17 protein-coding genes and 2 rRNA genes are annotated in these 25,455 nt (G+C 70.2%); 14 read left to right on the top strand and 5 right to left on the bottom strand.

What is annotated here, in order from left to right:
• The first annotated feature begins 221 nt into the window (after positions 1–221).
• The 3 genes from F9278_RS08795 to F9278_RS46940 all read left to right on the top strand — a co-directional run bounded on the left by F9278_RS08795 (position 222) and on the right by F9278_RS46940 (position 5,768).
• Positions 222–3,343: ribosomal RNA gene (locus F9278_RS08795) — 23S ribosomal RNA — on the top strand.
• A 110-nt stretch (positions 3,344–3,453) separates the two neighbouring features.
• A 5S ribosomal RNA gene (rrf, locus tag F9278_RS08790) occupies positions 3,454–3,570 on the top strand.
• A gap of 1,373 nt (positions 3,571–4,943) precedes the next feature.
• The gene (locus F9278_RS46940) at positions 4,944–5,768 is read left to right on the top strand and encodes a tetratricopeptide repeat protein (RefSeq protein WP_226967270.1); all 825 of its coding nucleotides are present in this window, start codon (positions 4,944–4,946) and stop codon (positions 5,766–5,768) included.
• Positions 5,769–5,835: 67 nt separating this feature from the next.
• Here the strand turns inward: F9278_RS46940 and F9278_RS08775 are convergent, their stop codons facing one another.
• Positions 5,836–7,128 (bottom strand): DUF1015 domain-containing protein, encoded by a 1,293-nt coding sequence (locus tag F9278_RS08775; RefSeq protein ID WP_152167791.1) that lies wholly within the window; start codon positions 7,126–7,128, stop codon positions 5,836–5,838.
• Between the two features lie 133 nt (positions 7,129–7,261).
• Here F9278_RS08775 and F9278_RS08770 point away from each other — a divergent pair, with 133 nt between their 5' ends.
• From F9278_RS08770 to F9278_RS08755, 4 genes are all read left to right on the top strand, one after another.
• Complete coding sequence (locus F9278_RS08770) at positions 7,262–8,326, top strand: HAD hydrolase-like protein (protein WP_152167790.1); 1,065 nt, start codon at positions 7,262–7,264, stop codon at positions 8,324–8,326.
• Positions 8,327–8,451: 125 nt separating this feature from the next.
• Complete coding sequence (locus F9278_RS08765; protein WP_152167789.1) at positions 8,452–9,495, top strand: FecCD family ABC transporter permease; 1,044 nt, start codon at positions 8,452–8,454, stop codon at positions 9,493–9,495.
• A 50-nt stretch (positions 9,496–9,545) separates the two neighbouring features.
• Positions 9,546–10,595 carry a FecCD family ABC transporter permease gene (locus tag F9278_RS08760; protein ID WP_152173760.1) on the top strand — a complete coding sequence of 350 codons (1,050 nt, stop codon included), beginning with the start codon at positions 9,546–9,548 and terminating at the stop codon, positions 10,593–10,595.
• Positions 10,592–11,503, top strand: a complete 912-nt coding sequence (locus F9278_RS08755) for an ABC transporter ATP-binding protein (RefSeq protein ID WP_226966675.1) — start codon at positions 10,592–10,594, stop codon at positions 11,501–11,503. Before F9278_RS08760 ends, F9278_RS08755 begins: the two co-directional genes overlap by 4 nt.
• Here the strand turns inward: F9278_RS08755 and F9278_RS08750 are convergent.
• On the bottom strand, positions 11,487–11,834 hold the full coding sequence (locus F9278_RS08750; protein ID WP_152167788.1) for an SCP2 sterol-binding domain-containing protein: 348 nt from the start codon (positions 11,832–11,834) through the stop codon (positions 11,487–11,489). The two genes, F9278_RS08755 and F9278_RS08750, sit on opposite strands and share 17 nt — an antisense overlap.
• A 42-nt stretch (positions 11,835–11,876) precedes the next feature.
• On the opposite strand from F9278_RS08750, the gene F9278_RS08745 reads away from it, so the two are divergent.
• From F9278_RS08745 to F9278_RS08725, 5 genes are all read left to right on the top strand, one after another.
• Positions 11,877–12,179: a hypothetical protein gene (locus tag F9278_RS08745; protein WP_152167787.1), complete on the top strand. Its 303-nt coding sequence runs from the start codon at positions 11,877–11,879 to the stop codon at positions 12,177–12,179.
• Positions 12,180–12,234: 55 nt separating this feature from the next.
• Positions 12,235–13,050, top strand: a complete 816-nt coding sequence (locus F9278_RS08740) for a TlyA family RNA methyltransferase (protein WP_152167786.1) — start codon at positions 12,235–12,237, stop codon at positions 13,048–13,050.
• Positions 13,047–13,952: an NAD kinase gene (locus F9278_RS08735; RefSeq protein ID WP_152167785.1), complete on the top strand. Its 906-nt coding sequence runs from the start codon at positions 13,047–13,049 to the stop codon at positions 13,950–13,952. The genes F9278_RS08740 and F9278_RS08735 overlap by 4 nt, the downstream gene beginning before the upstream one ends.
• Positions 13,953–14,050: 98 nt before the next feature.
• Positions 14,051–15,802 (top strand): DNA repair protein RecN, encoded by a 1,752-nt coding sequence (gene recN / locus F9278_RS08730; RefSeq protein ID WP_193241409.1) that lies wholly within the window; start codon positions 14,051–14,053, stop codon positions 15,800–15,802.
• A 246-nt stretch (positions 15,803–16,048) separates the two neighbouring features.
• Positions 16,049–17,185, top strand: a complete 1,137-nt coding sequence (locus F9278_RS08725) for a glycosyltransferase family 4 protein (protein WP_152167783.1) — start codon at positions 16,049–16,051, stop codon at positions 17,183–17,185.
• Positions 17,186–17,217: 32 nt separating this feature from the next.
• Here F9278_RS08725 and F9278_RS08720 read toward each other — a convergent pair whose 3' ends face one another.
• From F9278_RS08720 to F9278_RS08710, 3 genes are all read right to left on the bottom strand, one after another.
• A complete protein-coding gene (locus F9278_RS08720; RefSeq protein ID WP_152167782.1) occupies positions 17,218–18,867 on the bottom strand; it encodes a PucR family transcriptional regulator in 1,650 nt (549 codons plus the stop codon).
• Positions 18,868–18,888: 21 nt separating this feature from the next.
• A complete protein-coding gene (locus F9278_RS08715; protein ID WP_152167781.1) occupies positions 18,889–20,271 on the bottom strand; it encodes an FAD-binding oxidoreductase in 1,383 nt (460 codons plus the stop codon).
• Between the two features lie 215 nt (positions 20,272–20,486).
• Positions 20,487–22,313: a glycoside hydrolase family 15 protein gene (locus tag F9278_RS08710; protein WP_226966674.1), complete on the bottom strand. Its 1,827-nt coding sequence runs from the start codon at positions 22,311–22,313 to the stop codon at positions 20,487–20,489.
• 553 nt (positions 22,314–22,866) lie between these two features.
• Between F9278_RS08710 and F9278_RS08705 the strand changes: the two genes are divergently transcribed.
• Positions 22,867–24,525, top strand: coding sequence for a CTP synthase (locus tag F9278_RS08705; protein WP_152173758.1), 1,659 nt, complete (start codon positions 22,867–22,869; stop codon positions 24,523–24,525).
• A 126-nt stretch (positions 24,526–24,651) separates the two neighbouring features.
• The gene (locus F9278_RS08700; RefSeq protein WP_152167780.1) at positions 24,652–25,278 is read left to right on the top strand and encodes an NUDIX domain-containing protein; all 627 of its coding nucleotides are present in this window, start codon (positions 24,652–24,654) and stop codon (positions 25,276–25,278) included.
• Positions 25,279–25,455 lie beyond the last annotated feature (177 nt).

The following is a 25,455-nucleotide window of genomic DNA, read 5'->3' as shown; positions in this document are numbered from 1 at the left end:
GTGGAACGTTGATTATTCGGCATCGTCAGTCATCTCAGGCTGTGAGTACTGTCCTTCGGGGCGTGGAAAGCTGACCGGAGTGGCGAAGATGCCGGGCACGCTGTTGGGTGTCTGAGGGAATGAATCCCCTCGACGCCGACCCCAGTGAACTCGTCTGTGAAGGCGGGGTGGTGGGTGGTTGGTCGTTGTTTGAGAACTGCACAGTGGACGCGAGCATCTGTGGCCAAGTTTTTAAGGGCGCACGGTGGATGCCTTGGCACCAGGAACCGATGAAGGACGTGGGAGGCCACGATAGGCCCCGGGGAGTCGTCAACCAGGCTTTGATCCGGGGGTGTCCGAATGGGGAAACCCGGCAGTCGTCATGGGCTGTCACCCTTGCCTGAACACATAGGGCAAGTGGAGGGAACGCGGGGAAGTGAAACATCTCAGTACCCGCAGGAAGAGAAAACAACCGTGATTCCGGGAGTAGTGGCGAGCGAAACCGGATGAGGCCAAACCGTATGCGTGTGAGACCCGGCAGGGGTTGCGTATACGGGGTTGTGGGATCTCTCTTTCACAGTCTGCCGGCTGTGAGGCGAGTCAGAAACCGTTGATGTAGGCGAAGGACATGCGAAAGGTCCGGCGTAGAGGGTAAGACCCCCGTAGCTGAAACATCAGCGGCTCGTTTGAGAGACACCCAAGTAGCACGGGGCCCGAGAAATCCCGTGTGAATCTGGCGGGACCACCCGCTAAGCCTAAATATTCCCTGGTGACCGATAGCGGATAGTACCGTGAGGGAATGGTGAAAAGTACCGCGGGAGCGGAGTGAAATAGTACCTGAAACCGTGTGCCTACAAGCCGTGGGAGCGTCGCACAAGGACTTGTCCTTGTGTCGTGACTGCGTGCCTTTTGAAGAATGAGCCTGCGAGTTTGCGGTGTGTTGCGAGGTTAACCCGGGTGGGGTAGCCGTAGCGAAAGCGAGTCCTAACAGGGCGTTTGAGTAGCACGCTCAAGACCCGAAGCGGAGTGATCTAGCCATGGGCAGGTTGAAGCGGAGGTAAGACTTCGTGGAGGACCGAACCCACCAGGGTTGAAAACCTGGGGGATGACCTGTGGTTAGGGGTGAAAGGCCAATCAAACTCCGTGATAGCTGGTTCTCCCCGAAATGCATTTAGGTGCAGCGTCGTGTGTTTCTTGCCGGAGGTAGAGCACTGGATAGGCGATGGGCCCTACCGGGTTACTGACCTTAGCCAAACTCCGAATGCCGGTAAGTGAGAGCGCGGCAGTGAGACTGTGGGGGATAAGCTCCATGGTCGAGAGGGAAACAGCCCAGAGCATCGACTAAGGCCCCTAAGCGTACGCTAAGTGGGAAAGGATGTGGAGTCGCAGAGACAACCAGGAGGTTGGCTTAGAAGCAGCCACCCTTGAAAGAGTGCGTAATAGCTCACTGGTCTAGTGATTCCGCGCCGACAATGTAGCGGGGCTCAAGCGTACCGCCGAAGTCGTGTCATTCCAGCAGATACCCCCAACGGGGGCTGGGATGGGTAGGGGAGCGTCGTGTGCCGGGTGAAGCAGCCGCGGAAGCGAGTTGTGGACGGTTCACGAGTGAGAATGCAGGCATGAGTAGCGATACAAACGTGAGAAACGTTTGCGCCGATTGACCAAGGGTTCCTGGGTCAAGCTGATCTGCCCAGGGTAAGTCGGGACCTAAGGCGAGGCCGACAGGCGTAGTCGATGGATAACCGGTTGATATTCCGGTACCCGCTGTGAAGCGTCAAACACTGAACCAGGCGATGCTAAGTCCGTGAAGCCGCCCCGGAGCCTTCGGGCAAAGGGGAGTGGTGGAGCCGACGGACCAGACTTGCAGTAGGTGAGTGATGGGGTGACGCAGGAAGGTAGTCCATCCCGGGCGGTGGTTGTCCCGGGGTAAGGGTGTAGGCCGTGCGACAGGTAAATCCGTCGTACATGGAGGCTGAGACCTGATGCCGAGCCGATTGTGGTGAAGTGGATGATCCTATGCTGTCGAGAAAAGCCTCTAGCGAGTTTTATGGCGGCCCGTACCCTAAACCGACTCAGGTGGTCTGGTAGAGAATACCGAGGCGTTCGGGTGAACTATGGTTAAGGAACTCGGCAAAATGCCCCCGTAACTTCGGGAGAAGGGGGGCCATCACCGGTGATAGCACTTGCTGCTTGAGCTGGGGGTGGCCGCAGAGACCAGCGAGAAGCGACTGTTTACTAAAAACACAGGTCCGTGCGAAGCCGTAAGGCGATGTATACGGACTGACGCCTGCCCGGTGCTGGAACGTTAAGGGGACCGGTTAGTCAGGATTCGTCTTGGCGAAGCTGAGAACTTAAGCGCCAGTAAACGGCGGTGGTAACTATAACCATCCTAAGGTAGCGAAATTCCTTGTCGGGTAAGTTCCGACCTGCACGAATGGCGTAACGACTTCTCGACTGTCTCAACCATAGGCCCGGTGAAATTGCACTACGAGTAAAGATGCTCGTTTCGCGCAGCAGGACGGAAAGACCCCGGGACCTTTACTACAGTTTGATATTGGTGTTCGGTTCGGCTTGTGTAGGATAGCTGGGAGACTGTGAAGCTCGGACGCCAGTTCGGGTGGAGTCGTCGTTGAAATACCAGTCTGGTCGTGCTGGATGTCTAACCCGGGTCCGTGATCCGGATCGGGGACAGTGTCTGATGGGTAGTTTAACTGGGGCGGTTGCCTCCCAAAGGGTAACGGAGGCGCCCAAAGGTTCCCTCAGCCTGGTTGGCAATCAGGTGGTGAGTGTAAGTGCACAAGGGAGCTTGACTGTGAGACCGACGGGTCGAGCAGGGACGAAAGTCGGGACTAGTGATCCGGCGGTGGCTTGTGGAAGCGCCGTCGCTCAACGGATAAAAGGTACCCCGGGGATAACAGGCTGATCTTCCCCAAGAGTCCATATCGACGGGATGGTTTGGCACCTCGATGTCGGCTCGTCGCATCCTGGGGCTGGAGTCGGTCCCAAGGGTTGGGCTGTTCGCCCATTAAAGCGGTACGCGAGCTGGGTTTAGAACGTCGTGAGACAGTTCGGTCCCTATCCGCTGCGCGCGCAGGAATATTGAGAAGGGCTGTCCCTAGTACGAGAGGACCGGGACGGACGAACCTCTGGTGTGCCAGTTGTTCTGCCAAGGGCATGGCTGGTTGGCTACGTTCGGGAGGGATAACCGCTGAAAGCATCTAAGCGGGAAGCCTGCTTCGAGATGAGTATTCCCACCCACTTGATGGGGTAAGGCTCCCAGTAGACGACTGGGTTGATAGGCCAGATATGGAAGCCTGGTAACGGGTGGAGTTGACTGGTACTAATAGGCCGAGGGCTTGTCCTCAGTTGCTCGCGTCCACTGTGCTAGTTCTGAGACAACGACCGTTGTCGGTTTGAGCAGAACGCATAACTCATAACTACAGAGTGTGCTTGTTCGCTCGAAACCATTAGGGTTTCGGTGGTCATAGCGTGAGGGAAACGCCCGGTTACATTCCGAACCCGGAAGCTAAGCCTTACAGCGCCGATGGTACTGCAGGGGGGACCCTGTGGGAGAGTAGGACGCCGCCGAACAATCTTTGGAAAGGACCCCTGGTCCCAGCGTTCAGCTGGGACCAGGGGTCCTTTTGTTTCTAGAATGCTTGCAGTACCGAAGACAGGAGTCACCCATGTCCACCAACTCTCCCGACGATCGACCGGAGCGCGACCAGCGGCGACGGGACAGTGGTGACCGTGGCGGCTATCGCGGTGGACCGCGCCGGGACAACGACCGACGCGACAACGACCGTGGTGGCTACGGCCGGCGGGACGACCGCCGTACCGACGACCGTCGTGGTGATGACCGTCGTGGTGACGACCGCGGGGGCTTCCGTCGCGACGATCGTCGCGATGACCGTGGCGACCGTGGTGGCTTCCGGCGTGACGACAACCGTGGTGACCAGCGCGGCGGCGGTGGCGCCGGTGGATTCCGTGGACGGGACGACCGCCGCGACGGCGAACGTGGGCCTCGCCCCGCGTTCCGGCGCGACGAGCGTCCCGGAGGTGCGGGTCCCGGTGGTGCCGGTCCCCGTCGTGACGACCGCGATCGCGACCGAGGCTTCCGGCGGGACGGCGACCGGCCGGCCTTCCGCCGCGACGACCGCCGTGACGACCGCCGTGACGACCGGCGTGACGACCGAGGTGGCGAGCGTCGTGGCGACGACCGTGGGGGCTACCCCCGTCGCGATGACCGTCCGGCGTTCCGTCGCGACGACCGACGTGACGACCGGCGCGACAGCGGTGACCGTGGTGGATTCCGTGGACGGGACGACCGTGACCGGGACCGTGGGTTCCGTCGCGACGACCGACCCGACCGTCGCGAGGGCGACCGTCCCCCCTTCCGTCGTGACGACGACCGTGGCGGCTTCCGCCGCGACGATCGTCGCGACGACCGTGGCGGCGAGCGCCCCGGTGGCTTCCGTGGGCGTGACGATCGCGGACGTGACGACCGGCGTGGCGACGACCGTGGTGGGCGTCCGCCGTTCCGGCGCGACGACCGCCGGGACGGGGACCGCCCGGCCTTCCGCCGCGACGACCGCAGGGACGATCGGCGGGACGACCGTCGTGACGAGCGCCCCGTCCGTCGTGAGGGCGAGCGGCCCCCGTTCCGTCGTGACGACGACCGTGGCGGCTTCCGCCGAGACGACAACCGTGGTGAGCAGCGCGGTGGCGGCGGTGGCTTCCGGCGTGACGACAGCCGTGGCGGCGAGCGCTCCGGCGGCTTCCGTGGGCGGGACGATCGCGGCCGGGACGACCGGAGCCGCGGGCCCCGTCGCGACGACCGTGGCGGCCGACCCACCGGTGGTTTCCGTGGCCGGGACGACCGTCGGGGCGACGACCGGCGTGACGACCGTCGCGGCGGCGGGTTCCGTGACGAGCGTGACCGGGACCGGGAGCCGATCAAGCGGCTGCCGATCCCCGAGGACGTCACGGGCGACGAGATCGACAAGGACGTACGCCAGGAGCTGCTGAGCCTGCCCAAGGGGCTGGCCGAGGAGGTCGCCAAGAACCTGGTGATGGTCGCCCGGCTCATCGACGAGGAGCCCGAGAGCGCCTACGCGTACTCGCGGGTGGCCCTGCGGCTGGCGTCGCGTGTCGCCGCCGTACGGGAGGCGGCCGGCTTCGCCGCGTACGCGAACCAGAAGTACAGCGAGGCGCTCGCCGAGTTCCGGGCGGCCCGGCGGATGACCGGCAACGTCGACCTGTGGCCCGTCATGGCCGACTGCGAGCGTGGTCTCGGGCGGCCCGAGAAGGCGCTCGACATGGCCGGGGCGCCCGAGGTGCACAAGCTGGACAAGGCCGGTCAGGTCGAGATGCGGCTCGTGGCCGCCGGGGCCCGGCGTGACATGGACCAGCTCGACGCGGCCATCGTGACCCTGCAGAGCCCGGAGCTGGCTTCGAACTCCGTACAGCCGTGGACCGCGCGTCTGCGGTACGCGTACGCCGACGCGCTGCTCGCGGCCGGGCGTGAGGGCGAGGCGCGCGAGTGGTTCGCCAAGGCCGTCGAGGCCGACAAGGACGGCAGCACGGACGCGTCGGACCGGCTCGCGGAGATGGACGGGGTCGAGTTCGTCGACGCCCTCGGCGAGGACGAGAGCGGGCACGACACCGACGAGGCACCGCAGTCCGTGTCAGCCGTAGCGGACGCCACGGACGCCGAAGACCTGGACGCCGAAGACGTGGACGGCGAAGACGTGGAGGACGTCAAGGACGTCGTGGACGGCAAGGACTGACGTTCGGCGGACGATGAAGGGCGGGATCCCGTACGCGGGGTCCCGCCCTTTCGTATGTCGGGTGGTCTCAGAGTTCCAGGGCGCGCAGCACCAGCCCCGACGCCGGCTTCGGGCCGAACGACGTGGACTTGCGGGGCATGGTGACGCCCTGGCGGGCGAGGTCGCGTACGACCTCCTCGCGGACCGGGTGCATGAGGACGGCCGTGCCGCCGTCGCGTTCGGCCTTCTCGACGGTGGCGGCCGTGTCGTGGATGTAGGCGATGTGGGCCGGGGAGTCCTCGGGGATGTGCCAGACGTGGTCGAGGAGGGCCGCGTGCAGGACGGTCGCGTCCAGGGTGCGCCAGGCGGCCGGGCGGTCGGCGGGGATCGTACGGGCGAGGAGGTCCGGATCCGGGCGGTCGACCAGATGGAAGGCGCCGTCGCCCGCGAGGAGGAAGGCGTTTCCGGCGGCTGCCGCGTCCGCCAGGGCCGCGAGGGCCTCGGTGAGCGGGACGTCCAGGGCGCGGACGCGGAACCGGCCGTCCAGGGCTGCGAGGGCCTCGCGGACCGGGAGTCGGTGCAGCAGGCGGTGGATCGCGCGGACGCGCAGCGGGTAGCGGGCGGTGTCCACCAGGAGGACCAGGCCGTAGTCCCAGGGGCTGGGGGACGGGTGTTCGGTGCGGAGCCGGAGGTAGGTGGCCCAGCGGTGGTGGCCGTCGGCTATCAGGGCCTGGTGCTGGGCCAGGTCCGACTGGATCTCGGTGAGATCGGCCGGGTCGGTGACCGCCCAGAGGCGGTGGCGGAAACCGTCCTCCGTGGTGGTACGGAAGAGGGGGGCGCGTCGCGTGGTGCGTTCGACCACGGCGGTCGCGCCGGCCGTGGCGCCGTTGCCCCGGTAGGTGAGGAGCAGGGGCTCCATGTTGGTGGAGGTGGCGCGCATCAGGGCCGCGCGATCCGCGATCACATGGGGGATGACGTCCTCGTGGGGGAGGACCACACCGGCGGAAGGGTCCGACAGGCGCAGCGCGCCTATGAGACCGCGTTGGACGATGGTGTCGTCCGCCTGCTCGTAGACGTAGAGGCCGGGCTCCGCGTCGGGGGCGAGGACGCCGTCGGCGAGCCAGCGGCGCAAGGTGTCGGCCGCCAGTTCGTCGCGTGCGGCGGGTGTTCCGGCCTGGGGGAGAATCAGGCGGACGATGTTGTGCGGATCAGCGGATTCGAGGTGGAGCAGACCGTCCGGCCGCACGACGACGTCGTACGGCGGTGATGTCACGGCGGCCAGGCTGCCGACCCGGTCGGGGTCGTAGCGAAGCCCCCGGAACGGGGTCAGTTCGAGGCCGCTGCGCGCCGGGATCTCCTCCGCGGGACCTGCGTAGTTCATTGATGCATCGTAGGGGTGTCGGCTGTGTGAGGGATGATCGGAGAAAGCGACCTAACCGATTGTTGACCCACCGGCCGGCCGGCCGACCCGGGGCGACCGATCGGACGATGGACCGAACGAGGAGCGGAGCGCGATGAGCCAGGCAGTCAGGACGCGGCCCGACGGCAGTGGGCAGGCCCTGAGCGAGGCGTACGACACGGCGCTGCTCGATCTGGACGGGGTGGTGTACGCGGGCGGAAGCGCCATCGCGTACGCGGTGGAGTCCCTGGGCACGGCGCGCGCCGGCGGAATGCACCTCGCGTACGTCACGAACAACGCGCTGCGGACACCCGACACGGTGGCCGCGCATCTCACGGCGCTCGGCATACCGACCGAGGCCGGTGACGTCATCACCTCGGCGCAGGCCGTGGCCCGGCTGATCAGCGAGCAGCTGCCCGCCGGCGCCCGGGTGCTGGTCATCGGCGGTGAGGGACTGCGGGTGGCGCTGCGCGAGCGGGGCCTGGATCCGGTCGAGTCGGCCGACGACGACCCGGCGGCCGTGGTGCAGGGCTACGGCGGCCCCGACCTGCCCTGGGGGCGGTTCGCGGAGGCCAGCTACGCCATCGCGCGCGGGGTGCCCTGGTACGCCTCCAACACCGATCTGACGATCCCCAGCGCGCGGGGTATCGCGCCCGGCAACGGTGCGGCGGTGCAGGTGGTCCGGATCGCGACCGGGGCCGAGCCGCAGGTGGCGGGCAAGCCGCTGCCGCCGATGCACCGGGAGACGATCCTGCGGACGGGCGCCGAGCGGCCGTTGGTGGTCGGGGACCGGCTGGACACCGACATCGAGGGCGCGTTCAACGGCGAGGTCGACTCGCTGCTCGTCCTGACCGGCGTGACCGACGGCGCACAGCTGCTGGCCGCGCCCCCGCAGCACCGGCCGACGTATGTCGACGCCGATCTGCGGGGCATGCTCACCGGGCAGCCGGAGGTCGTCGAGGCGGGCGCGGGCTTCCGCTGCGGCGGCTGGACGGCGACGGCGGGCGCGACGGGGGTCCCCCCGCTCGGGCGAAGCCGAGAGTGGGGGAGGCTCGAACTGGACGGCGAGGGCGGCGCCCTGGACGGCCTGCGTGCACTGTGCGCGGCGGCCTGGACGGCGGCCGGCGAAGGTGTGTGTGAGCTGGACGGGGGGAAGGCGCTGGCCCGGCTGGGGTTGTGAGGGCGGCCGGTGCCCCGGAGCCCGTACGGGCCGTACGTTCATGTAGGGCTCGCACGGGCCGTACGCCTGTGTGGTGTTCGCGGACGCGATCGAGTGAAAAGTAGAGGATAGGCTAACCTAACCGGGTGTTGGTCGACAGTCCTCCTGAACCGAGCGCGGAGACCGCCCCCGCGCCCCCGAACCGCCGGGCGATACGAGCCGCAGGGCTCCTCGTGTCCCTCCTGATCCTCGTCCTCGTCGCCCTGGCGAGTATCGCGATCGGTGCGAAAGAGCTGTCGCCGGAGCAGGTCTGGCACGGTCTGTTCGAGGACACGGGGACGTACGGCGACGCCGTGGTCGGGGAGCGGATCTCGCGGACGCTCCTCGGACTGCTCGCGGGGGCCGCGCTCGGACTGGCCGGTGCCGTGCTCCAGGCGCTCACCCGCAACCCACTGGCCGACCCGGGACTGCTCGGCATCAACGCGGGGGCGTCCGCGGCCGTGGTCACCGCCATCACCTACTTCGGTGTCACCTCGCTCAGCGGTTATGTGTGGTTCGCGTTCGCGGGGGCCGCCGCGGTCGGGGCGCTGGTCTGGTTCCTCGGCGGCAGCCGGGGCGCGACGCCGGTGCGGCTCGCGCTCGCGGGCACGGCGATCAGCGCCGCCCTCTACGGCTATCTCCAGGCTGTGATGATCATGGATGACGCGGCGCTGTCCAAGATGCGCTTCTGGACGGTCGGTTCGCTCGCCTCGGCCACCGACGGGACCATCACCCAGGTACTGCCGTTCCTCGCCGTCGGCACGGTCGTCGCGCTGCTGCTCGCCCGGCCGCTGAACGCGATGGCCATGGGCGACGACACCGCCCGCGCCCTCGGCGCCAACCTCAACCGCACCCGGGCGCTCTCCATGGCCGCCGCCACCGTGCTGTGCGGCGCCGCGACCGCCGCCTGCGGACCCATCGTCTTCGTCGGGCTGATGGTCCCGCACGTCGTACGGTCCTTCACCGGGCCCGACCTGCGCTGGATCCTGCCGTACGCGACCGTCCTCTCGCCCGTGCTGCTGCTCGGCGCCGATGTCCTCGGCCGCATGGTGGCCCGGCCCGCCGAACTCCAGGTCGGCATCGTCACCGCGATCCTCGGCGGGCCGGTGTTCATCTTTCTCGTACGACGGCGGAGGACGACGCAGCTGTGAAGACACAGGTCACGAGGGAGAAGGCGAGTATCGCCGGGAGGGCGCGGGCCATGGGCGTGCCCGGTGCGCGCGATCGCGCGGTGCGTACGCCCGGCGGGCTGTCGGTCCGGCTGGACGCGCGGGCGTCCGTCGTCGTCGCCCTGCTGCTGGTCGCGGCGCTGACCGCGAGTGTCGTACTGATCGGCACCGGCGACTTCCCGATCCCGGCCGGCGACGTACTGAGGACGCTCCTCGGCAACGGCGAGGCTGGCCAGGAGCTCATCGTCAACGAACTGCGGCTGCCGCGCGTCCTGGTCGGGCTGCTCGTCGGGGCCTCGCTCGGGCTCGGCGGGGCGCTGTTCCAGTCCATCTCCCGCAATCCGCTGGGCAGTCCGGACGTGCTCGGCCTCTCGCAGGGCGCCACCGTCGGCGCGCTGGTCGTCATCGTGCTGTTCTCCGGCGACGCCAACGAGGTGGCCGTGGGAGCGCTCGTCGGCGGCCTGGTCACCGGCCTCGCGATCTATGTACTGGCCTGGAAGCGGGGCGTGCACGGCTATCGGCTCGTGCTGGTCGGCATCGGTGTCTCCGCGATCGTCACGGCGGTCAACGGCTATCTGATCACCAAGGCCGACCTCGTCGACGCGGCCCGCGCGGTCGTGTGGATGACGGGATCCCTCAACGGCCGTGACTGGGACCAGGTCTGGCCGCTGCTGGTCATGTGCGCGATCCTCGTGCCGTTGGTGCTCGGCAACGCGCGCGGGCTGCGGATGATGGAGATGGGTGACGATGTGTCGTACGCCCTCGGGGTGAGCGTGGAGCAGGTACGGCTGCTGCTGATGGTGTCGGCCGTGCTGCTCACCGCCGGGGCCACCGCCGCCGCCGGACCGGTCGGCTTCGTCGCCCTCACCGCGCCCCAGCTCGCCAAGCGGCTCACCCGCTCGCCCGGCCCCAACCTGGTCCCCTCCCTGTGCATGGGAGCGACCCTGCTGATCGTCGCCGACTGGGCCTCGCAGCGGGCCTTCGGGGCCGACCAGCTGCCCGTCGGCGTCGTCACCGGGGTGCTCGGTGGCGTCTATCTGTTGTGGCTGCTGGTCACGGAGCGGAAGGCCGGGCGGATATGAACCAGAACGACAGCGCGTCGGCGCACATGAACGACAAGAGGAGCACTGTGAACCGTCTGTCCGCCGAGAACGTCACCCTCGCCTATGACCAGCGGGTCATCGCCGAGCAGCTGTCGGTGGAGATACCCGACAACTCGTTCACCGTGATCGTCGGCCCCAACGCCTGCGGCAAGTCCACGCTGCTGCGCGCCCTGTCCCGGATGCTGAAGCCGTCCCAGGGGCGGGTGCTGCTCGACGGGAACGTCATCCAGTCGATGCCCGCGAAGAAGGTCGCCCGGACGCTCGGGCTGCTGCCGCAGTCGTCGATCGCGCCCGACGGGATCACCGTCGGCGACCTCGTGGGCCGCGGCCGGTACCCGCACCAGGGGCTGCTGCGGCAGTGGTCCACCGAGGACGAGCGGATCGTCCGGGAGTCGATGGAGTCGACCGGGGTCGCCGAACTGGCCGACCGTTACGTCGACGAGCTGTCCGGCGGTCAGCGCCAGCGCGTCTGGATCGCCATGGCACTCGCCCAGCAGACCCCGCTGCTGCTGCTCGACGAGCCGACCACCTTCCTCGACATCCAGCACCAGATCGACGTCCTCGACCTGTGCGCCGAACTCCACGAGGAGCGGGGCCGCACGCTGGTCGCGGTGCTGCACGACCTCAACCACGCCGCCCGGTACGCCACCCATCTCATCGCCCTGCGCGGCGGTGCGGTGATCGCCGAGGGCGCCCCCTCCGAGATCGTCACGGCCGAGCTGGTCGAGGAGGTCTTCGGGCTGCGCTGCCAGGTCATCGACGACCCGGAGACGGGCACACCGCTGGTGGTACCGGCGGCCCGCAAGGCGCGGACCGGCGTCGCGAAGGTGGGGGCCGACGTGAAGGTGGGGGCTGAGGCGAAAGTGGGGGCTACAGAAGCTTCCTGAGCTGGAGGAGGTCGCGGAAGCCCGCCTCCAGCTTCACCCGGCCCGCACCCCAGGCCTTGGCGAAGTTCAGCTCGCCGCCGACGAGGGCCACCAGATCGTCGCCGGTCATGGCCAGCCGGATCTGGGCCTTCTCGGTGGGCGGGCCCTCAAGGGTGTCGTGCACCTCGATCCGGCCCTCGCGCATCCGGCCCACGAAGGTGACGTCGAGATCCTTGATGTGGCAGCTCACCGAACGGTCCAGAGCCGTCGCCTCGCGCACCTGTCCATCGGCGCCCGCCATGTTGTCCGAGAGCTTTTCGAGTGCGGCTCGGCACTCCTCAATCGTTGCCATCGCGACCGACGGTACCCCAGAGCTTCGCGGTAGCGTCTGGGCATGAGCGACTCTTTGCCCGAGGTCACAGTGGTGGAGGAGACGGAGGACGCGGCTGCGACGGTTGTCGGGCCCGAGGACGACCCCGCCGCACCGGCCCCGCTGCACGTGCCCCGCGCCGCCACCGGCCACCCCGAGGTCGACACCGCCCTCGACCGGCTGGCCGACGCCGACCACCTCGCGACCGACGGCCATGTGGAGGTGTACGAGGATGTACACCGGGGGCTGCGCGACGCGCTCACCGCGCTCGACGCCCGCCCGGGACCACCGGCTCCCACCCGTCACCCGACCACCGCCCCTCAATGAGACCCTTCGGGTCGCACCTATCGATCGCCGTACGAGAGCAGGAGCTGAACCCACCGTGGCAGGAGTCGCACGCCGCCGTCTGGACGCCGAACTGGTCCGGCGGAAGCTCGCGCGGTCGCGTGAGCACGCGAGCCAGCTGATCGCCGCCGGACGGGTCACCGTCGGCAAGACCGTCGCGACCAAGTCCGCCACCCAGGTGGAGACCGCCGCCGCGATCGTCGTCGTGAGCGACGACGGCGACCCGGAGTACGTGTCGCGCGGCGGGCACAAGCTCGCGGGCGCCCTGGATGCCTTCGTCCCGCGGGGGCTCGCCGTCGAGGGGCGGCGGGCGCTGGACGCCGGTGCCTCCACCGGAGGCTTCACCGACGTACTGCTGCGGGCCGGAGCCGCGCACGTCGTCGCGGTGGACGTCGGATACGGACAACTCGCCTGGACTCTGCGGAGCGATGAACGCGTCACCGTCAAGGACCGTACGAACGTACGCGAGTTGACGCTCGAAGCGATCGATGGGGAGCCTGTGGATCTAGTCGTGGGGGATCTGTCCTTCATCCCGCTCGGCCTGGTACTGCCCGCCCTGGTGCGGTGCGTGAAGCCTGACGCCGATCTGGTGATGATGGTCAAGCCGCAGTTCGAAGTGGGCAAGGAGCGGTTGGGCAGTGGGGGAGTCGTACGGAGTCCGGAGCTGCGCGCCGAGGCGGTGCGCGGAGTGGCCCGGCGGGCCGGGGAGCTGGGGCTCGGGGTGAAGGGTGTGACGGCCAGTCCGCTGCCCGGACCCTCGGGCAATGTCGAGTACTTTCTGTGGCTGCGTGCCGGGGCTCCCGCGCTGGACCCGGCCGACGTCGATCGAGCAGTGGCGGAGGGGCCGCGTTGACTCAGGACCGATCTCGAACTGTTTTCCTGCTCACCCACACCGGGCGGCCGGCGGCGATCCGCAGTGCCGAACTCGTCGTCAAGGGGCTGCTGCACCACGGCATCACCGTGCGGGTCCTGGAACACGAGGCCGAGGACATCCCGGTGCCGGAGGAGGTGGAGCTCGTCAAGGAGGCGACCCCGCAGTGCCTCGACGGCTGCGAGCTGCTCATCGTCCTCGGCGGTGACGGCACGCTGCTGCGCGGCGCCGAGTTCGCCCGCGCGTCCGGGGTGCCGATGCTCGGCGTCAACCTCGGCAGTGTCGGCTTCCTCGCGGAGGCCGAGCGGGACGACCTCGACAAGGTTGTCGACCGGGTGGTGACCAGGGCGTACGAGGTCGAGGAGCGGATGACCGTCGATGTCGTCGTTCATCAGAACGGGGACATCGTCCACACGGACTGGGCGCTCAACGAGGCGGCCGTGCAGAAGGCCGGCGCCGAGAAGCTGCTCGAAGTCGTGCTGGAGATCGACGGGCGGCCGGTGACGGGGTTCGGGTGCGACGGGATCGTGCTGTCGACTCCGACCGGGTCCACGGCGTACGCGTTCTCGGCGGGCGGGCCCGTGGTGTGGCCGGAGGTCGAGGCGCTGCTGATGGTGCCGATCAGCGCGCACGCGCTGTTCGCCAAGCCGTTGGTGACGTCGCCGGATTCTGTGTTGGCTGTGGAGGTTCTGCCGCACATTCCGCCGGGTGTGTTGTGGTGCGACGGGCGGCGGACGGTTGAGTTGCCGCCCGGGGCGCGGGTCGAGGTGCGGCGGGGGGCCGTGCCGGTGCGGCTGGCTCGGCTGCATCACGCTTCGTTCACGGATCGGTTGGTGGCCAAGTTCGCGTTGCCCGTTTCCGGGTGGCGGGGGGCTCGGCACTAGCGCGATGTGGGGGAGGGCGGGGACTCGAGGGGCGCGCTGTCGCTCGCCGGGGTGACATTGGTACCGGGGGGCGTCGCACTTCGCTCCCCCGACCTCGTATGGTCGTGTCCGTGTTGGAGGAGATGCGGATACGGTCGCTCGGAGTCATCGACGACGCTGTGGTCGAGTTGTCGCCCGGCTTCACCGCCGTGACGGGTGAGACGGGTGCGGGCAAGACCATGGTCGTCACCAGCCTCGGCCTGCTGCTCGGCGGGCGGGCGGACCCGGCGCTCGTGCGGATCGGTGCGAAGAACGCCGTCGTGGAGGGCCGGATCGCCGTGCCCGAGGGCGCGTCGGCGATCGTCCGGGCCGAGGAGGCCGGGGCCGAACTCGACGACGGGGCGCTGCTGATCAGCCGTACCGTCTCCGCCGAGGGACGGTCACGGGCACACCTCGGCGGGCGTTCCGTCCCCGTGGGCGTGCTCGCCGAGCTGGCCGACGAACTGGTCGCCGTGCACGGGCAGACCGACCAGCAGGGGCTGCTGAAGCAGTCCCGGCAGCGGGCGGCGCTCGACCGGTACGCGGGCGACGCGGTGGCCGTGCCGCTCACCAAGTACGGCGAGGCCTACCGGCGGCTGCGCGCCGTGGTCGGTGAACTCGACGAGATCGTCACCCGCGCGCGTGAGCGGGCCCAGGAAGCCGACATGCTGCGGTACGGGCTCGACGAGATCACGGGCGTCGAGCCACGGGCCGGCGAGGACGTGGAGCTGGCCGAGGAGGCCGAGCGGCTCGGGCACGCGGAGGCGCTGGCGTCCGCCGCCACGGCCGCGCACGCCGCGCTCGCGGGCAACCCCGAGGACCCGGAGGGCGTGGACGCCGCCACGCTCGTCGCCGGCGCGCACCGGGCGCTGGAGGCCGTGCGGTCGCACGACCCGGCGCTCGCGGCGCTCGCCGAGCGGATCGGGGAGATCGGGATCCTGCTGGGCGATGTGGCGGGGGAGCTGGCGGGATACGCCGACGACCTGGACGCCGATCCGCTGCGGCTGGCGGCCGTCGAGGAGCGGCGGGCCGCGCTGACCGGGCTGACCCGCAAGTTCGGCCGGGACGGTCAGGACATCGCCTCGGTGCTGGCGTGGGCCGAGCAGGGTGCCCGGCGGCTCACCGAACTCGACGGCGACGACGAGCGGATCGACGAGCTGACCGCCGAACGGGACGGGCTGCGGGCCGAACTGGGCGGGCTCGCCCAGGCATTGACGGACGCCCGCGCGGAGGCCGCCGAGCGGTTCGCCGCCGCCGTCACCGCCGAACTCGCCTCGCTCGCCATGCCGCACGCGCGCGTGTCGTTCGACATCCGGCAGAACGACGACCCCGAGGGCGTCGAGGTGGACGGGCGCACGGTCGCGTACGGGCCGTCCGGCGTCGACGAGGTCGAACTGCTGCTCGCCCCGCACCCGGGTGCGCCGCCCCGGCCCATCGCCAAGGGCGCGTCCGGCGGTGAGCTGTCGCGGGTGATGCTGGCCGTCGAGGTCGTGTTCGCGGGGACGGACCCGGTGCCGACGTATCTCTTCGACGAGGTCGACGCCGGTGTCGGCGGCAAGGCCGCGGTCGAGATCGGCCGGCGCCTCGCCAAGCTCGCCAGATCGGCCCAGGTCGTGGTGGTCACGCATCTGCCCCAGGTGGCCGCCTTCGCCGACCGGCAGTTGCTGGTGGAGAAGACGAACGACGGGTCCGTGACCCGGTCCGGGGTGAAGGTCCTGGAGGGCGAGGACCGGGTGCGCGAGCTGTCGCGGATGCTCGCCGGTCAGGAGGACTCGGAGACGGCACGGGCGCACGCGGAGGAGCTGCTTGCGGCGGCCCGCGCGGACGCGTAGCGGTGGGCGCGCGGGCCGCCGTGTGCGTCGGCCCTGAGCGAACGGGGCGGTGAACGCGGCGGGCACGCGTGGTGCGGAAGTCACGTCGAGTGGCAACCCCGTGCGGGAGTTCACTCGTGTGGGTGACCCTGGGTCCGGGGTTGCCCGCCCCTCCGGCCGCCGCCCCGTCCGGCTGTCCCGGAACACCCCCGCGGCCTGGCATCCTTGGTCAGGTATGTCCGATCGCGATCCAGGAGTCCCGGCCACGTGAGCCACGTGAGCAGCCACTCACCGCCCGGCCAGTCGCCGCTGCGCACCGTGCAAGTGCTCGGCGGCGGCAGCGCGGTGAGCAGTGCGCATGTGCGGTCGCTGGCCTCGGGTCTGGTCGCCCGGGGCGTAAGGGTCACCGTGTGCGCCCCCGGTGACGCCGACGGCCTGTACGACTTCACCGGCGTCGGCGCCCACCACGTCCACGTACCCCGCAGCAGCGACCCCTCCTCGGTGGCCAGTCTGCGCAGCGCCTGCGCCGACGCCGACCTGGTACACGCGCACGGCCTGCACGCCGGCTTCCGCGCCACCCTCGCGCTCGGCCGGCGCACCACCCCGCTCGTCGTCACCTGGCACACCCGTTCCTACGCGGAGGGCGCGCGGGCGCATCTGCTGCGGCTGCTGGAGCGGCGGGTCGCCAAGGCCGCCGCCGTGGTCCTCGGCACCTCCTCCGACCTGGTCGACCGGGCCCGCAGCCGGGGCGCCCGCGACGCCCGGCTCGCCGCCGTCGCCCTGCCGGCGCCGCGCCGGGCCGGCCCCGGCGACGACGCGGAGCGGCCCGCCTCCAAGGTCCGCGCCGAACTGGGCGCCACCGCCCGCCCGTTGCTGATGGCCGTCGGTACCCTCGACCGCCACCGGGGACACGACACCCTGCTCGACGCCGCCCGGGAGTGGCGCCGCCTCGATCCGGCGCCGCTGCTCGTCGTCGCGGGCGAGGGGCCGCTGCGGAGCGTCCTGCAGCGGCGCATCGAGGACGAGGAACTGCCCGTACGGCTGCTCGGGCGGCGCGACGACGTCTCCGAACTGATCGCCGCCGCCGACCTCGCGCTGCTGCCCGGCGGCCCCGAGGCCCGCTCCGTCCTCGCGCAGGAGGCGCTCCACGCGCGCGTGCCGCTCGTCGCCGCCGCCGTCGGCTCGGTGCCCGACCTCGTCGGCGACGCCGCCGAACTCGTCCCGTACGGCGACGCGGAGGCGCTCGCCACGGCCGTCGTACGCCTTCTCGGCGACCCCACCGGGTGCGAGGCGCTGCGGGACCGGGGCACCCGGCAGGCCGCGACCTGGCCGACCGAGGACGAGACGGTGGCCCAGGTGCTCAGCGTCTACGACGAGTTGACGCAGCTGCGGCCCCTCGGCTGACGGCCCCGACACCGATCCCCCGGGTCCCCGGCTCAGACGACGTGTCTGCGGGCCCGCAGTGCCAGGCTCAGGGCCAGGACCGTCTGGGGGTCGTCCAGGTCGGTGCCGAGGAGTTCGCCGATCCGGGCCAGCCGGTTGTAGAGGGTCTGCCGGTTGAGGTGCAGCTCGCGGGCGGTCTCCGCCTTGCGGCCGGCGTGCGCGAGATAGGTCTCCAGGGTGGGCAGCAGCGGGGGCCTGGCCCGCTCGTCGTGGTCGCGGACGGGGCCGATGGCCCGGTCCACGAAGGCGGCCAGATCGGGGTGGTCGCGCAGCCGCCACAGCAGCAGGTCGATGTCGAGGCGCCGGGCGTCGTACCAGGGGCGGTCGGCCAGGCCCTGCGCGGCCGTCGCCGTCTCCGCCGCGTGCCTGAGGCCCGCCGAGGCCGCCGCCCAGCCGCCGGGTACGCCGACGACCACCACCGGCGGTCGCCCGCCCGGCCTCTGCATCCCGGCCCGCTCCACACCGGCCCGCAGCGCCGCCGCGACCTTGTCGGCCACCGCCGGGCGCTCCGCCTCCGCGCGCAGGCCCAGCAGCAGCGGCACACGGCCCTCCACGGGGCGTACGCCGAGCAGGACGGGCACACCCACGGAGGCCAGCTCCTCGGCCACCGCGCGGGCCAGGACGGCCCAGCCGCCGCCCGGGGAGAGACCGTCGGCGAGCCGCATGACGACGGGGAGCAGCGGGCCGCCGCCAGGCTTGAAGCCGAGGAGGCGGGCCTGCGCGGGGGCGTCCTCGGCCCGGACGCGGCCCTCGGCGAGGTCGGTGAGGAAGTCGCCGCGTCCGCGCGCCGCCAGCTCCTCCTCCTGCCGGGCCTGCATCAGGACCACGGCGAGGATGCCGGCCGCGCGCTCGGCGGCCATCCGGTGCACGGGGCCCAAGGGGGCGACGACGGGCAGCAGGACCAGCCGGGCCCGTACCGAGCCCGTGCCGGGGCCGCCGCCGGGGACGTCGACGAGGGCCGCCCCGGCCGGCGGCTCGTCCTGGTGCCGGTCGCGCAGCCCCTCCCACACCTGAAGCGGATCGGTGTCCGCCGGGCCGGTCCCGGCGGCGTACAGAAGCTGTCCGTCGGCGGTCTCCAGGAAGACCGGGTTGCCGCTGAAGTCGGCCAGGATGGCGAGGACCTGGGGGACGCCGCCCCCGCCGAGCAGCGCCTCGGTGCAGCGGCGGTGGACCTCCTCGGCCCGCTGGAGGAGCGCGTAGTGGCCGTTGACGATCTCGGTGTGGATCTCCTCGGTGACCGTCACGAAGGCCACCTCGCGGTGGAGTTGGACGAGCGGCAGACCGGCCGAGCGCGCCGTCTCGACGAGGGCGGACGGCAGACGGCTGAAGCGCGGGCCCAGTTCGACGACGAGGGCCGCGATACCGCGCTCGGCCAGGGTCCTGACGAACGCGCGCTGGTCGGCGGGGCGGGTGCCGAGCCCGTACCCGGTGGTCAGCAGCAGTTCGCCGCCCTTGAGGAGCGAGGCGATGTTCGGTACCTCGCCCGTGTGCACCCAGCGCACGGTCCGGTGCAGCCGGTCGGCGCCCGCCAGGATCTCCGGCAGCCCGCCCCGCAGCCCCGGCAGTTCCAGCGCCCGCCGTACGGTGATACCGCCCTGCGCCTCACGGCCGTCACCTGGTGCGCGGCTGTCACGGGTGTCCATGGAGCGGACGGTACCCGCTCGTCAGGCCGGCGGGATGTTGTGGTTGAAGCGGAACACGTTGTCGGGGTCGTACCGGTTCTTCACCGCGGTCAGCCGCCGGTGGTCGTCGACGCCGTGCCCCGCCACGACCCGGTCGGCGCCCTCGTCGCCGACGAAGTTGAGGTAGACCGCGCCGGTGCTCCACGGCCGTACGTCGGCGCGGACGTCCCGCACCCACTGGAGGCACCGCTCGTCGTCCGCCGTGTCGTCCCAGATGCCGAACGGGTGCACCGCCCAGGGGGAGTCGCGGTACGGCACGGGATAGTCGGCGGGGCCCTCGGCGATCGCGCCGCCCAGCGGGAAGAGGATGTGCTGGGTGCCGGTCGGCACGGGCATCGTCCAGGCGCGGGTGGCGAAGACCTCCACCAACTCGTCCGGCAGACCGGTCAGATACTCCGCCGACCAGTAGTTCCGCATGCCCGGCGGGTCGTCGATCATGCACTGCACGTCCGCGTACGGCATCGCGCCGACGATCTCGGCCTCGTGCTCCATCGCCAACAGCGGCTGGGCGACCTTGCGCATGTCCTCCTCGGTGCCCGCGTACGTCAGCAGCACACCGCAGGCCAGCTCGCCCACCAGATGCTCGGGCACGAACTCCTCGGGCGGGGCGGTGAGATAGATGACACCGCCGCTCGCCTCGCGCGGGCCGGTCTCGATGATCTCGCGGTACACACGGATCACCTCGGGGCCGTGCTCCGGGCGGTAGAGCAGCAGGGCGATGGCGAACGCGGGCAGGTCGTGCAGCCGGAGGGTGAGCGCGGTGGCGACGCCGAAGTTCCCGCCGCCGCCGTGCAGGGCCCAGAAGAGGTCCGGGTTCTCCTCGGCGCTCGCGCGGACCGCCTGACCGTCGGCGGTCACCAGTTCCACGCTGAGCAGATTGTCGACGGCCAGCCCGAAGGCGCGGTCCAGCCAGCCGCTGCCGCCGCCGAGGACGAAGCCGCCGACGCCCGTGGTGGACGCCCGGCCGCCGGTCGTCGCCAGGCGGTGGGGTTCGGTGGCGCGGTCGAGATGGCTCATGGTGGCGCCGCCCTCGATCCGGGCGCTCATGGAGCCGGGGTCGACCGTGACCGTGTGCATCCGGCGCAGATCGATGACGAGGCCGTTGTCGTTGAGTGCCATTCCGGCCACGCTGTGGCCGCCGCCGCGTATCGCGATCGGCAGATCCAGATCGCGGGCGAAGCGCACGGAACGGACGACATCGGTTTCGTCCGCGCACTGGGCGATCACGGCCGGACGTCGGTCGATCATGGCGTTGAAGACCGCGCGGGCGTCGTCGTAGCCCGGATCGTCCGGTGCGAACACCTCGCCGGTCAGGTCCTCGCGCAACGCGGCGAGGGCCGCGCGCGCCTTCGAGAGGGGAGCCATGGTGAGCCGCCCCCTTTCGGCCAGGGGACAGGACTCTTCCCAGGCTAGGCGGGGGCGGCGGATCGGGCCTGTTCTCGGGCGGCCGGGGGCGGCCGGGGGCAACCCGTACTACCCGGGCGGCCCGTGCAACCCGTACCAGCGAGCGCAAGCGCTTGCCGCACGCGCCTGCCCGCGCCCCGGTCCGCCGCCGTGCGCGCCGGACCGGAGGGCGCGCGTCAGCCGCCGTACGCCCCCGAGGCGGTCAGCCGCAGGGCCGTGTCGATGAGCGGGACATGGCTGAACGCCTGCGGGAAGTTGCCCACCTGGCGCTTGAGCACCGGGTCCCACTCCTCGGCGAGCAGGCCAAGGTCGTTGCGGAGGGAGAGCAGCTTCTCGAACAGCTTGCGGGCCTCGTCCACCCGGCCGATCATCGCCAGGTCGTCGGCCATCCAGAACGAGCAGGCCAGGAACGCGCCCTCGTCGCCCGGCAGGCCGTCCACGCCCTCCTCGTCGCCCGAGGTCGGGTAGCGCAGGATGAAGCCGTCCGGGGTCGACAGCTCGCGCTGGATCGCCTCGATGGTGCCGATGACCCGCTTGTCGTCCGGCGGCAGGAAGCCCATCTGCGGGATCAGCAGCAGCGAGGCGTCCAGCTCCTTCGAGCCGTACGACTGGGTGAAGGTGTTGCGCTCCTTGTCGTAGCCCTTCTCGCACACGTCCCGGTGGATGTCGTCGCGCAGCTCGCGCCACTTCTCCAGCGGGCCGTCCGCGTCGCCGGACTCGATGAGCTTGATCGTGCGGTCCACGGCGACCCAGGCCATGACCTTGGAGTGCACGAAGTGGCGGCGCGGACCGCGCACCTCCCAGATGCCCTCGTCCGGCTCGTCCCAGTGGTCCTCCAGGTAGCGGATCAGCTTCAGCTGGAGGAGGGAGGCGTAGTCGTTGCGGGCCAGACCCGTCATGTGGGCCAGGTGCAGCGCCTCGGTGACCTCGCCGTAGACGTCCAGCTGGAGCTGGTGCGCGGCGCCGTTGCCGACCCGGACCGGGCCCGAGTTCTCGTACCCGGGCAGCCACTCCAGCTCGGCCTCGCCCAGCTCCCGTTCACCGGCGATGCCGTACATGATCTGCAGGTTCTCCGGGTCGCCGGCGACCGCCCGCAGCAGCCACTCGCGCCAGGCGCGGGCCTCGTCGCGGTAGCCGGTGCGCAGCAGCGAGGAGAGGGTGATGGCCGCGTCGCGCAGCCAGGTGTAGCGGTAGTCCCAGTTGCGGACGCCGCCGATGTGCTCCGGCAGGGAGGTGGTCGGCGCGGCGACGATGCCGCCGGTCGGGGCGTACGTCAGGGCCTTCAGCGTGATCAGCGAGCGGATCACGGCCTCGCGGTAGGGGCCGTGGTACGTGCACTGCTCCACCCAGTCCCGCCAGAACTCCTCGGTGGCCTGGAGCGACGGCTCCGGCTCCGGCAGCGCGGGGGGCTGCTTGTGCGAGGGCTCCCAGGACACCGTGAACGCGATCCGCTCGCCTGGCGTCACCGTGAAGTCGGCGTACGTCGTCAGCGCCTTGCCGTAGGTCTCGCACTCGGTGTCGAACCACACCGAGTCCGGCCCGGCGACGGCCACCGTGCGCCCCTCGTGCTTGTGCACCCAGGGCACCACCCGGCCGTACGAGAACCGCATCCGCAGCGCCGAGCGCATCGGCACCCGGCCGCTGACGCCCTCCACGATCCGGATCAGCTGCGGGGCGCCGTCACGCGGCGGCATGAAGTCCGTCACACGGACCGTGCCGCGCGGGGTGTCCCACTCGGATTCCAGGATCAGCGAGTCGCCGCGGTACCGGCGGCGGGAGGCCGTCGGCGGCTCGGCGTCCGACGCGTGAGCCGGGCCCAGTCTCCAGAACCCGTGTTCCTCGGTGCCGAGCAGTCCCGCGAAGACGGCGTGGGAGTCGAAGCGGGGCAGGCACAGCCAATCGACCGTGCCGTCCCGGCAGACCAGCGCCGCTGTCTGCATGTCTCCGATGAGTGCGTAGTCTTCGATGCGCCCGGCCACGTGCAACTCCAGTCGAACGGCCACGTCGTCGCCCCCCGAGGGGCGGTCGCTGTGCGGTGTGCGGTCAAGGGACCCAAGGGATCGACAAAGGAACCATGTTTCCAGAGTGATCCAAGGGACGGTGTCATGCGATGTCGCTCAACGATCCTCAACGCATATGAGGCGATCGTTGCTCAACGGACTGACGAGCTCTCATGATTACCGGAAGACGGCCGGGGTGGTGCCGTCGCGCCGGCCGCGCTCGGCAGCGAGTGTCCGAAGAGGATACGACGCACCGGAGGGCTCCGCGTGCCGCTCCCGGCAACGCGAGTGGGCCGAACGGGTGAGCCAAGGGTGAAGGCTGACCGAGATTCGCCGACAGTCGTACGAGGTCCGTGTCGGCCCGTGCGCGGAGCGTGGCCGGAAGCGATCGTGTCCTGTCGCTGATACCCTGGTAGCCCGTGGACCGGTGGGCGCCCCAGTCGAAAAGCTCGGCAACAGGGACCCCCGAACCGCAGCGAAGGCACCCCCGACGGATGAGATCGGGCGGCGGCCGACCCGCACACCGAACCGCGACCACGGGAGCCCCCTCTTGGCCATGCCGCCCGCTGCTTTTCGAAACACGACGACCAAGCACATCTTCGTCACCGGGGGTGTCGCCTCCTCGCTCGGCAAGGGTCTGACCGCCTCCAGCCTCGGCATGCTGCTCAAGGCCCGTGGTCTGCGCGTCGTGATGCAGAAGCTCGACCCCTACCTCAATGTCGACCCCGGCACGATGAACCCCTTCCAGCACGGCGAGGTGTTCGTCACCAACGACGGCGCCGAGACCGACCTGGACATCGGCCACTACGAGCGCTTCCTCGACCGCGATCTGGACGGCTCGGCCAACGTCACCACCGGCCAGGTCTACAACACGGTCATCGCCAAGGAACGGCGCGGCGAGTACCTGGGCGACACCGTGCAGGTCATCCCGCACATCACCAACGAGATCAAGCACCGCATCCGGCGCATGGCCTCCGAGGAGGTCGACGTCGTCATCACCGAGGTCGGCGGCACCGTCGGCGACATCGAGTCGCTGCCGTTCCTGGAGACCGTCCGCCAGGTCCGGCACGAGGTCGGCCGCGACAACGTCTTCGTCGTCCACATCTCGCTCCTGCCGTACATCGGGCCCTCGGGAGAGCTGAAGACGAAGCCGACCCAGCACTCGGTTGCGGCTCTGCGCAACATCGGTATTCAGCCAGATGCGATCGTGCTGCGCTGCGACCGTGAGGTGCCCGCCGCGATCAAGCGCAAGATCTCCCTGATGTGCGACGTCGACGAGGCCGCCGTGGTGGCGTGTCCCGACGCCCGCTCGATCTACGACATCCCGAAGACCGTGCACGGCGAGGGCCTGGACGCCTATGTCGTCCGCAAGCTGGACCTGCCGTTCCGCGACGTGGACTGGACGACCTGGGACGACCTGCTCGACCGCGTCCACAACCCGCTGCACGAGATCAACCTCGCGCTGGTCGGCAAGTACATCGACCTGCCCGACGCCTATCTCTCGGTCACCGAGGCGCTGCGCGCGGGCGGCTTCGCCAACAAGGCCCGTGTGAAGATCAAGTGGGTCACCTCGGACGACTGCAAGACCCCGGCCGGTGCCGCGGCCCAGCTCGCCGACGTGGACGCGATCTGCATCCCCGGCGGCTTCGGCGACCGCGGTGTCTCCGGCAAGGTCGGCGCCATCCGGTACGCCCGCGAGAACCGCGTCCCGCTGCTCGGCCTCTGCCTCGGCCTGCAGTGCATCGTGATCGAGGCCGCGCGCGACCTGGCCGACATCCCGGACGCCAACTCCACCGAGTTCGACTCCGCCACCGCCCACCCGGTCATCTCCACCATGGCCGAGCAGCTCGACATCGTCGCCGGCGAGGGCGACATGGGCGGCACCATGCGCCTCGGCATGTACCCGGCGAAGCTGGCCGAGGGCTCGATCGTGCGCGAGGTGTACGACGGCAAGGAGTACGTCGAGGAGCGCCACCGCCACCGCTACGAGGTGAACAACGCCTACCGCGCGGAGCTGGAGAAGAAGGCCGGTCTCCAGTTCACCGGGACCTCGCCCGACGGCAAGCTCGTCGAGTACGTCGAGTACCCGCGCGAGGTCCACCCCTACCTGGTCGCGACCCAGGCGCACCCCGAGCTGCGCTCCCGCCCGACGCGCCCGCACCCGCTGTTCGCGGGGCTGGTGAAGGCCGCGGTGGAGCGGAAGACCGGTAAGTAAATCCGGTCGGCACGAGAGCTGTACGGTGACCGGGGTGCGCGTCTTTCGGGGTGTGTGCCCCGGTTTCTTTTTGTACGTGTGGTTTCTATTTCGTGCGTGGTTGTACGTGTGGGAGGACGAGTCGACATGACGATCAAGGACACCGCCGAGCAGTGGGAGGTCCGGGCGAGCGAGACGCCGTTCGTCGGCAAGAAGACCTCCGTGCGCACGGACGACGTGGTCATGCCCGACGGGTCGGTCGTCCGCCGCGACTACCAGGTGCACCCCGGGTCCGTCGCCGTCCTCGCCGTCGACGACCAGGACCGGGTGCTGGTCATCCGGCAGTACCGCCACCCGGTCCGGGAGCGGCTGTGGGAGATCCCCGCCGGGCTGCTCGACGTCCCCGGCGAGAATCCGCTGCACGCCGCGCAGCGCGAGCTGTACGAGGAGGCGCACGTCAAGGCGGAGGAGTGGCGGGTGCTGACCGACGTCTACACCACGCCCGGCGGCTGCGACGAGGCCGTGCGGATCTTTCTGGCGCGGGATCTCTCCGAGGCGGAGGGGCGGCGGTTCGAGGTGGAGGACGAGGAGGCCGACATGGAGTTGGCCCGGGTGCCGCTGGACGAGCTGGTGCGGGGGGTGCTCGCGGGCGAGCTGCACAACAACTGCCTTGTGGTGGGGGTGCTTTCGCTGGTCGCCGCGCGGAGTGGGGGCGGGGTGGAGTCGCTGCGGGCGGCTGAGGCGCCGTGGCCTGCGCGGCCGTTCGAGATTTAGGGGTGTTTGGGGTTGTGGTGAGCTGCGGGCCGTATGTGGCTGGTCGCGCCCACGCGGCGGAGCCGCATGTCGATGCAGCCCCGCGCCCCCAAAAGCTTCGGGGCCCGGCTCTCCTTCACGTTGCCCTCACCGCGCCAGTCGTACGATCTGCTGATCCGATCAGGCGACCTGCCCGCC

It is taken from the genome of Streptomyces phaeolivaceus (genome assembly GCF_009184865.1).
GTDB lineage: Bacteria > Actinomycetota > Actinomycetes > Streptomycetales > Streptomycetaceae > Streptomyces > Streptomyces phaeolivaceus.
This window is presented reverse-complemented; position numbering and strand designations above follow the sequence as displayed.

What these genes read in the sequence shown, in the direction of transcription:
- F9278_RS08745 (WP_152167787.1), top strand. Translation starts at nt 11,877, where the DNA reads ATGAGCGACTCTTTGCCCGAGGTCACAGTGGTGGAGGAGACGGAGGAC.
- F9278_RS08760 (WP_152173760.1), top strand. Translation starts at nt 9,546, where the DNA reads ATGGGCGTGCCCGGTGCGCGCGATCGCGCGGTGCGTACGCCCGGCGGG.
- F9278_RS08750 (WP_152167788.1), bottom strand. Translation starts at nt 11,834, where the DNA reads ATGGCAACGATTGAGGAGTGCCGAGCCGCACTCGAAAAGCTCTCGGAC.
- F9278_RS08775 (WP_152167791.1), bottom strand. Translation starts at nt 7,128, where the DNA reads ATGAACTACGCAGGTCCCGCGGAGGAGATCCCGGCGCGCAGCGGCCTC.
- F9278_RS08770 (WP_152167790.1), top strand. Translation starts at nt 7,262, where the DNA reads ATGAGCCAGGCAGTCAGGACGCGGCCCGACGGCAGTGGGCAGGCCCTG.
- F9278_RS08715 (WP_152167781.1), bottom strand. Translation starts at nt 20,271, where the DNA reads ATGGCTCCCCTCTCGAAGGCGCGCGCGGCCCTCGCCGCGTTGCGCGAG.
- F9278_RS08705 (WP_152173758.1), top strand. Translation starts at nt 22,867, where the DNA reads ATGCCGCCCGCTGCTTTTCGAAACACGACGACCAAGCACATCTTCGTC.
- F9278_RS08700 (WP_152167780.1), top strand. Translation starts at nt 24,652, where the DNA reads ATGACGATCAAGGACACCGCCGAGCAGTGGGAGGTCCGGGCGAGCGAG.
- F9278_RS08720 (WP_152167782.1), bottom strand. Translation starts at nt 18,867, where the DNA reads ATGGACACCCGTGACAGCCGCGCACCAGGTGACGGCCGTGAGGCGCAG.
- recN (WP_193241409.1), top strand. Translation starts at nt 14,051, where the DNA reads ATGGTCGTGTCCGTGTTGGAGGAGATGCGGATACGGTCGCTCGGAGTC.
- F9278_RS08755 (WP_226966675.1), top strand. Translation starts at nt 10,592, where the DNA reads ATGAACCAGAACGACAGCGCGTCGGCGCACATGAACGACAAGAGGAGC.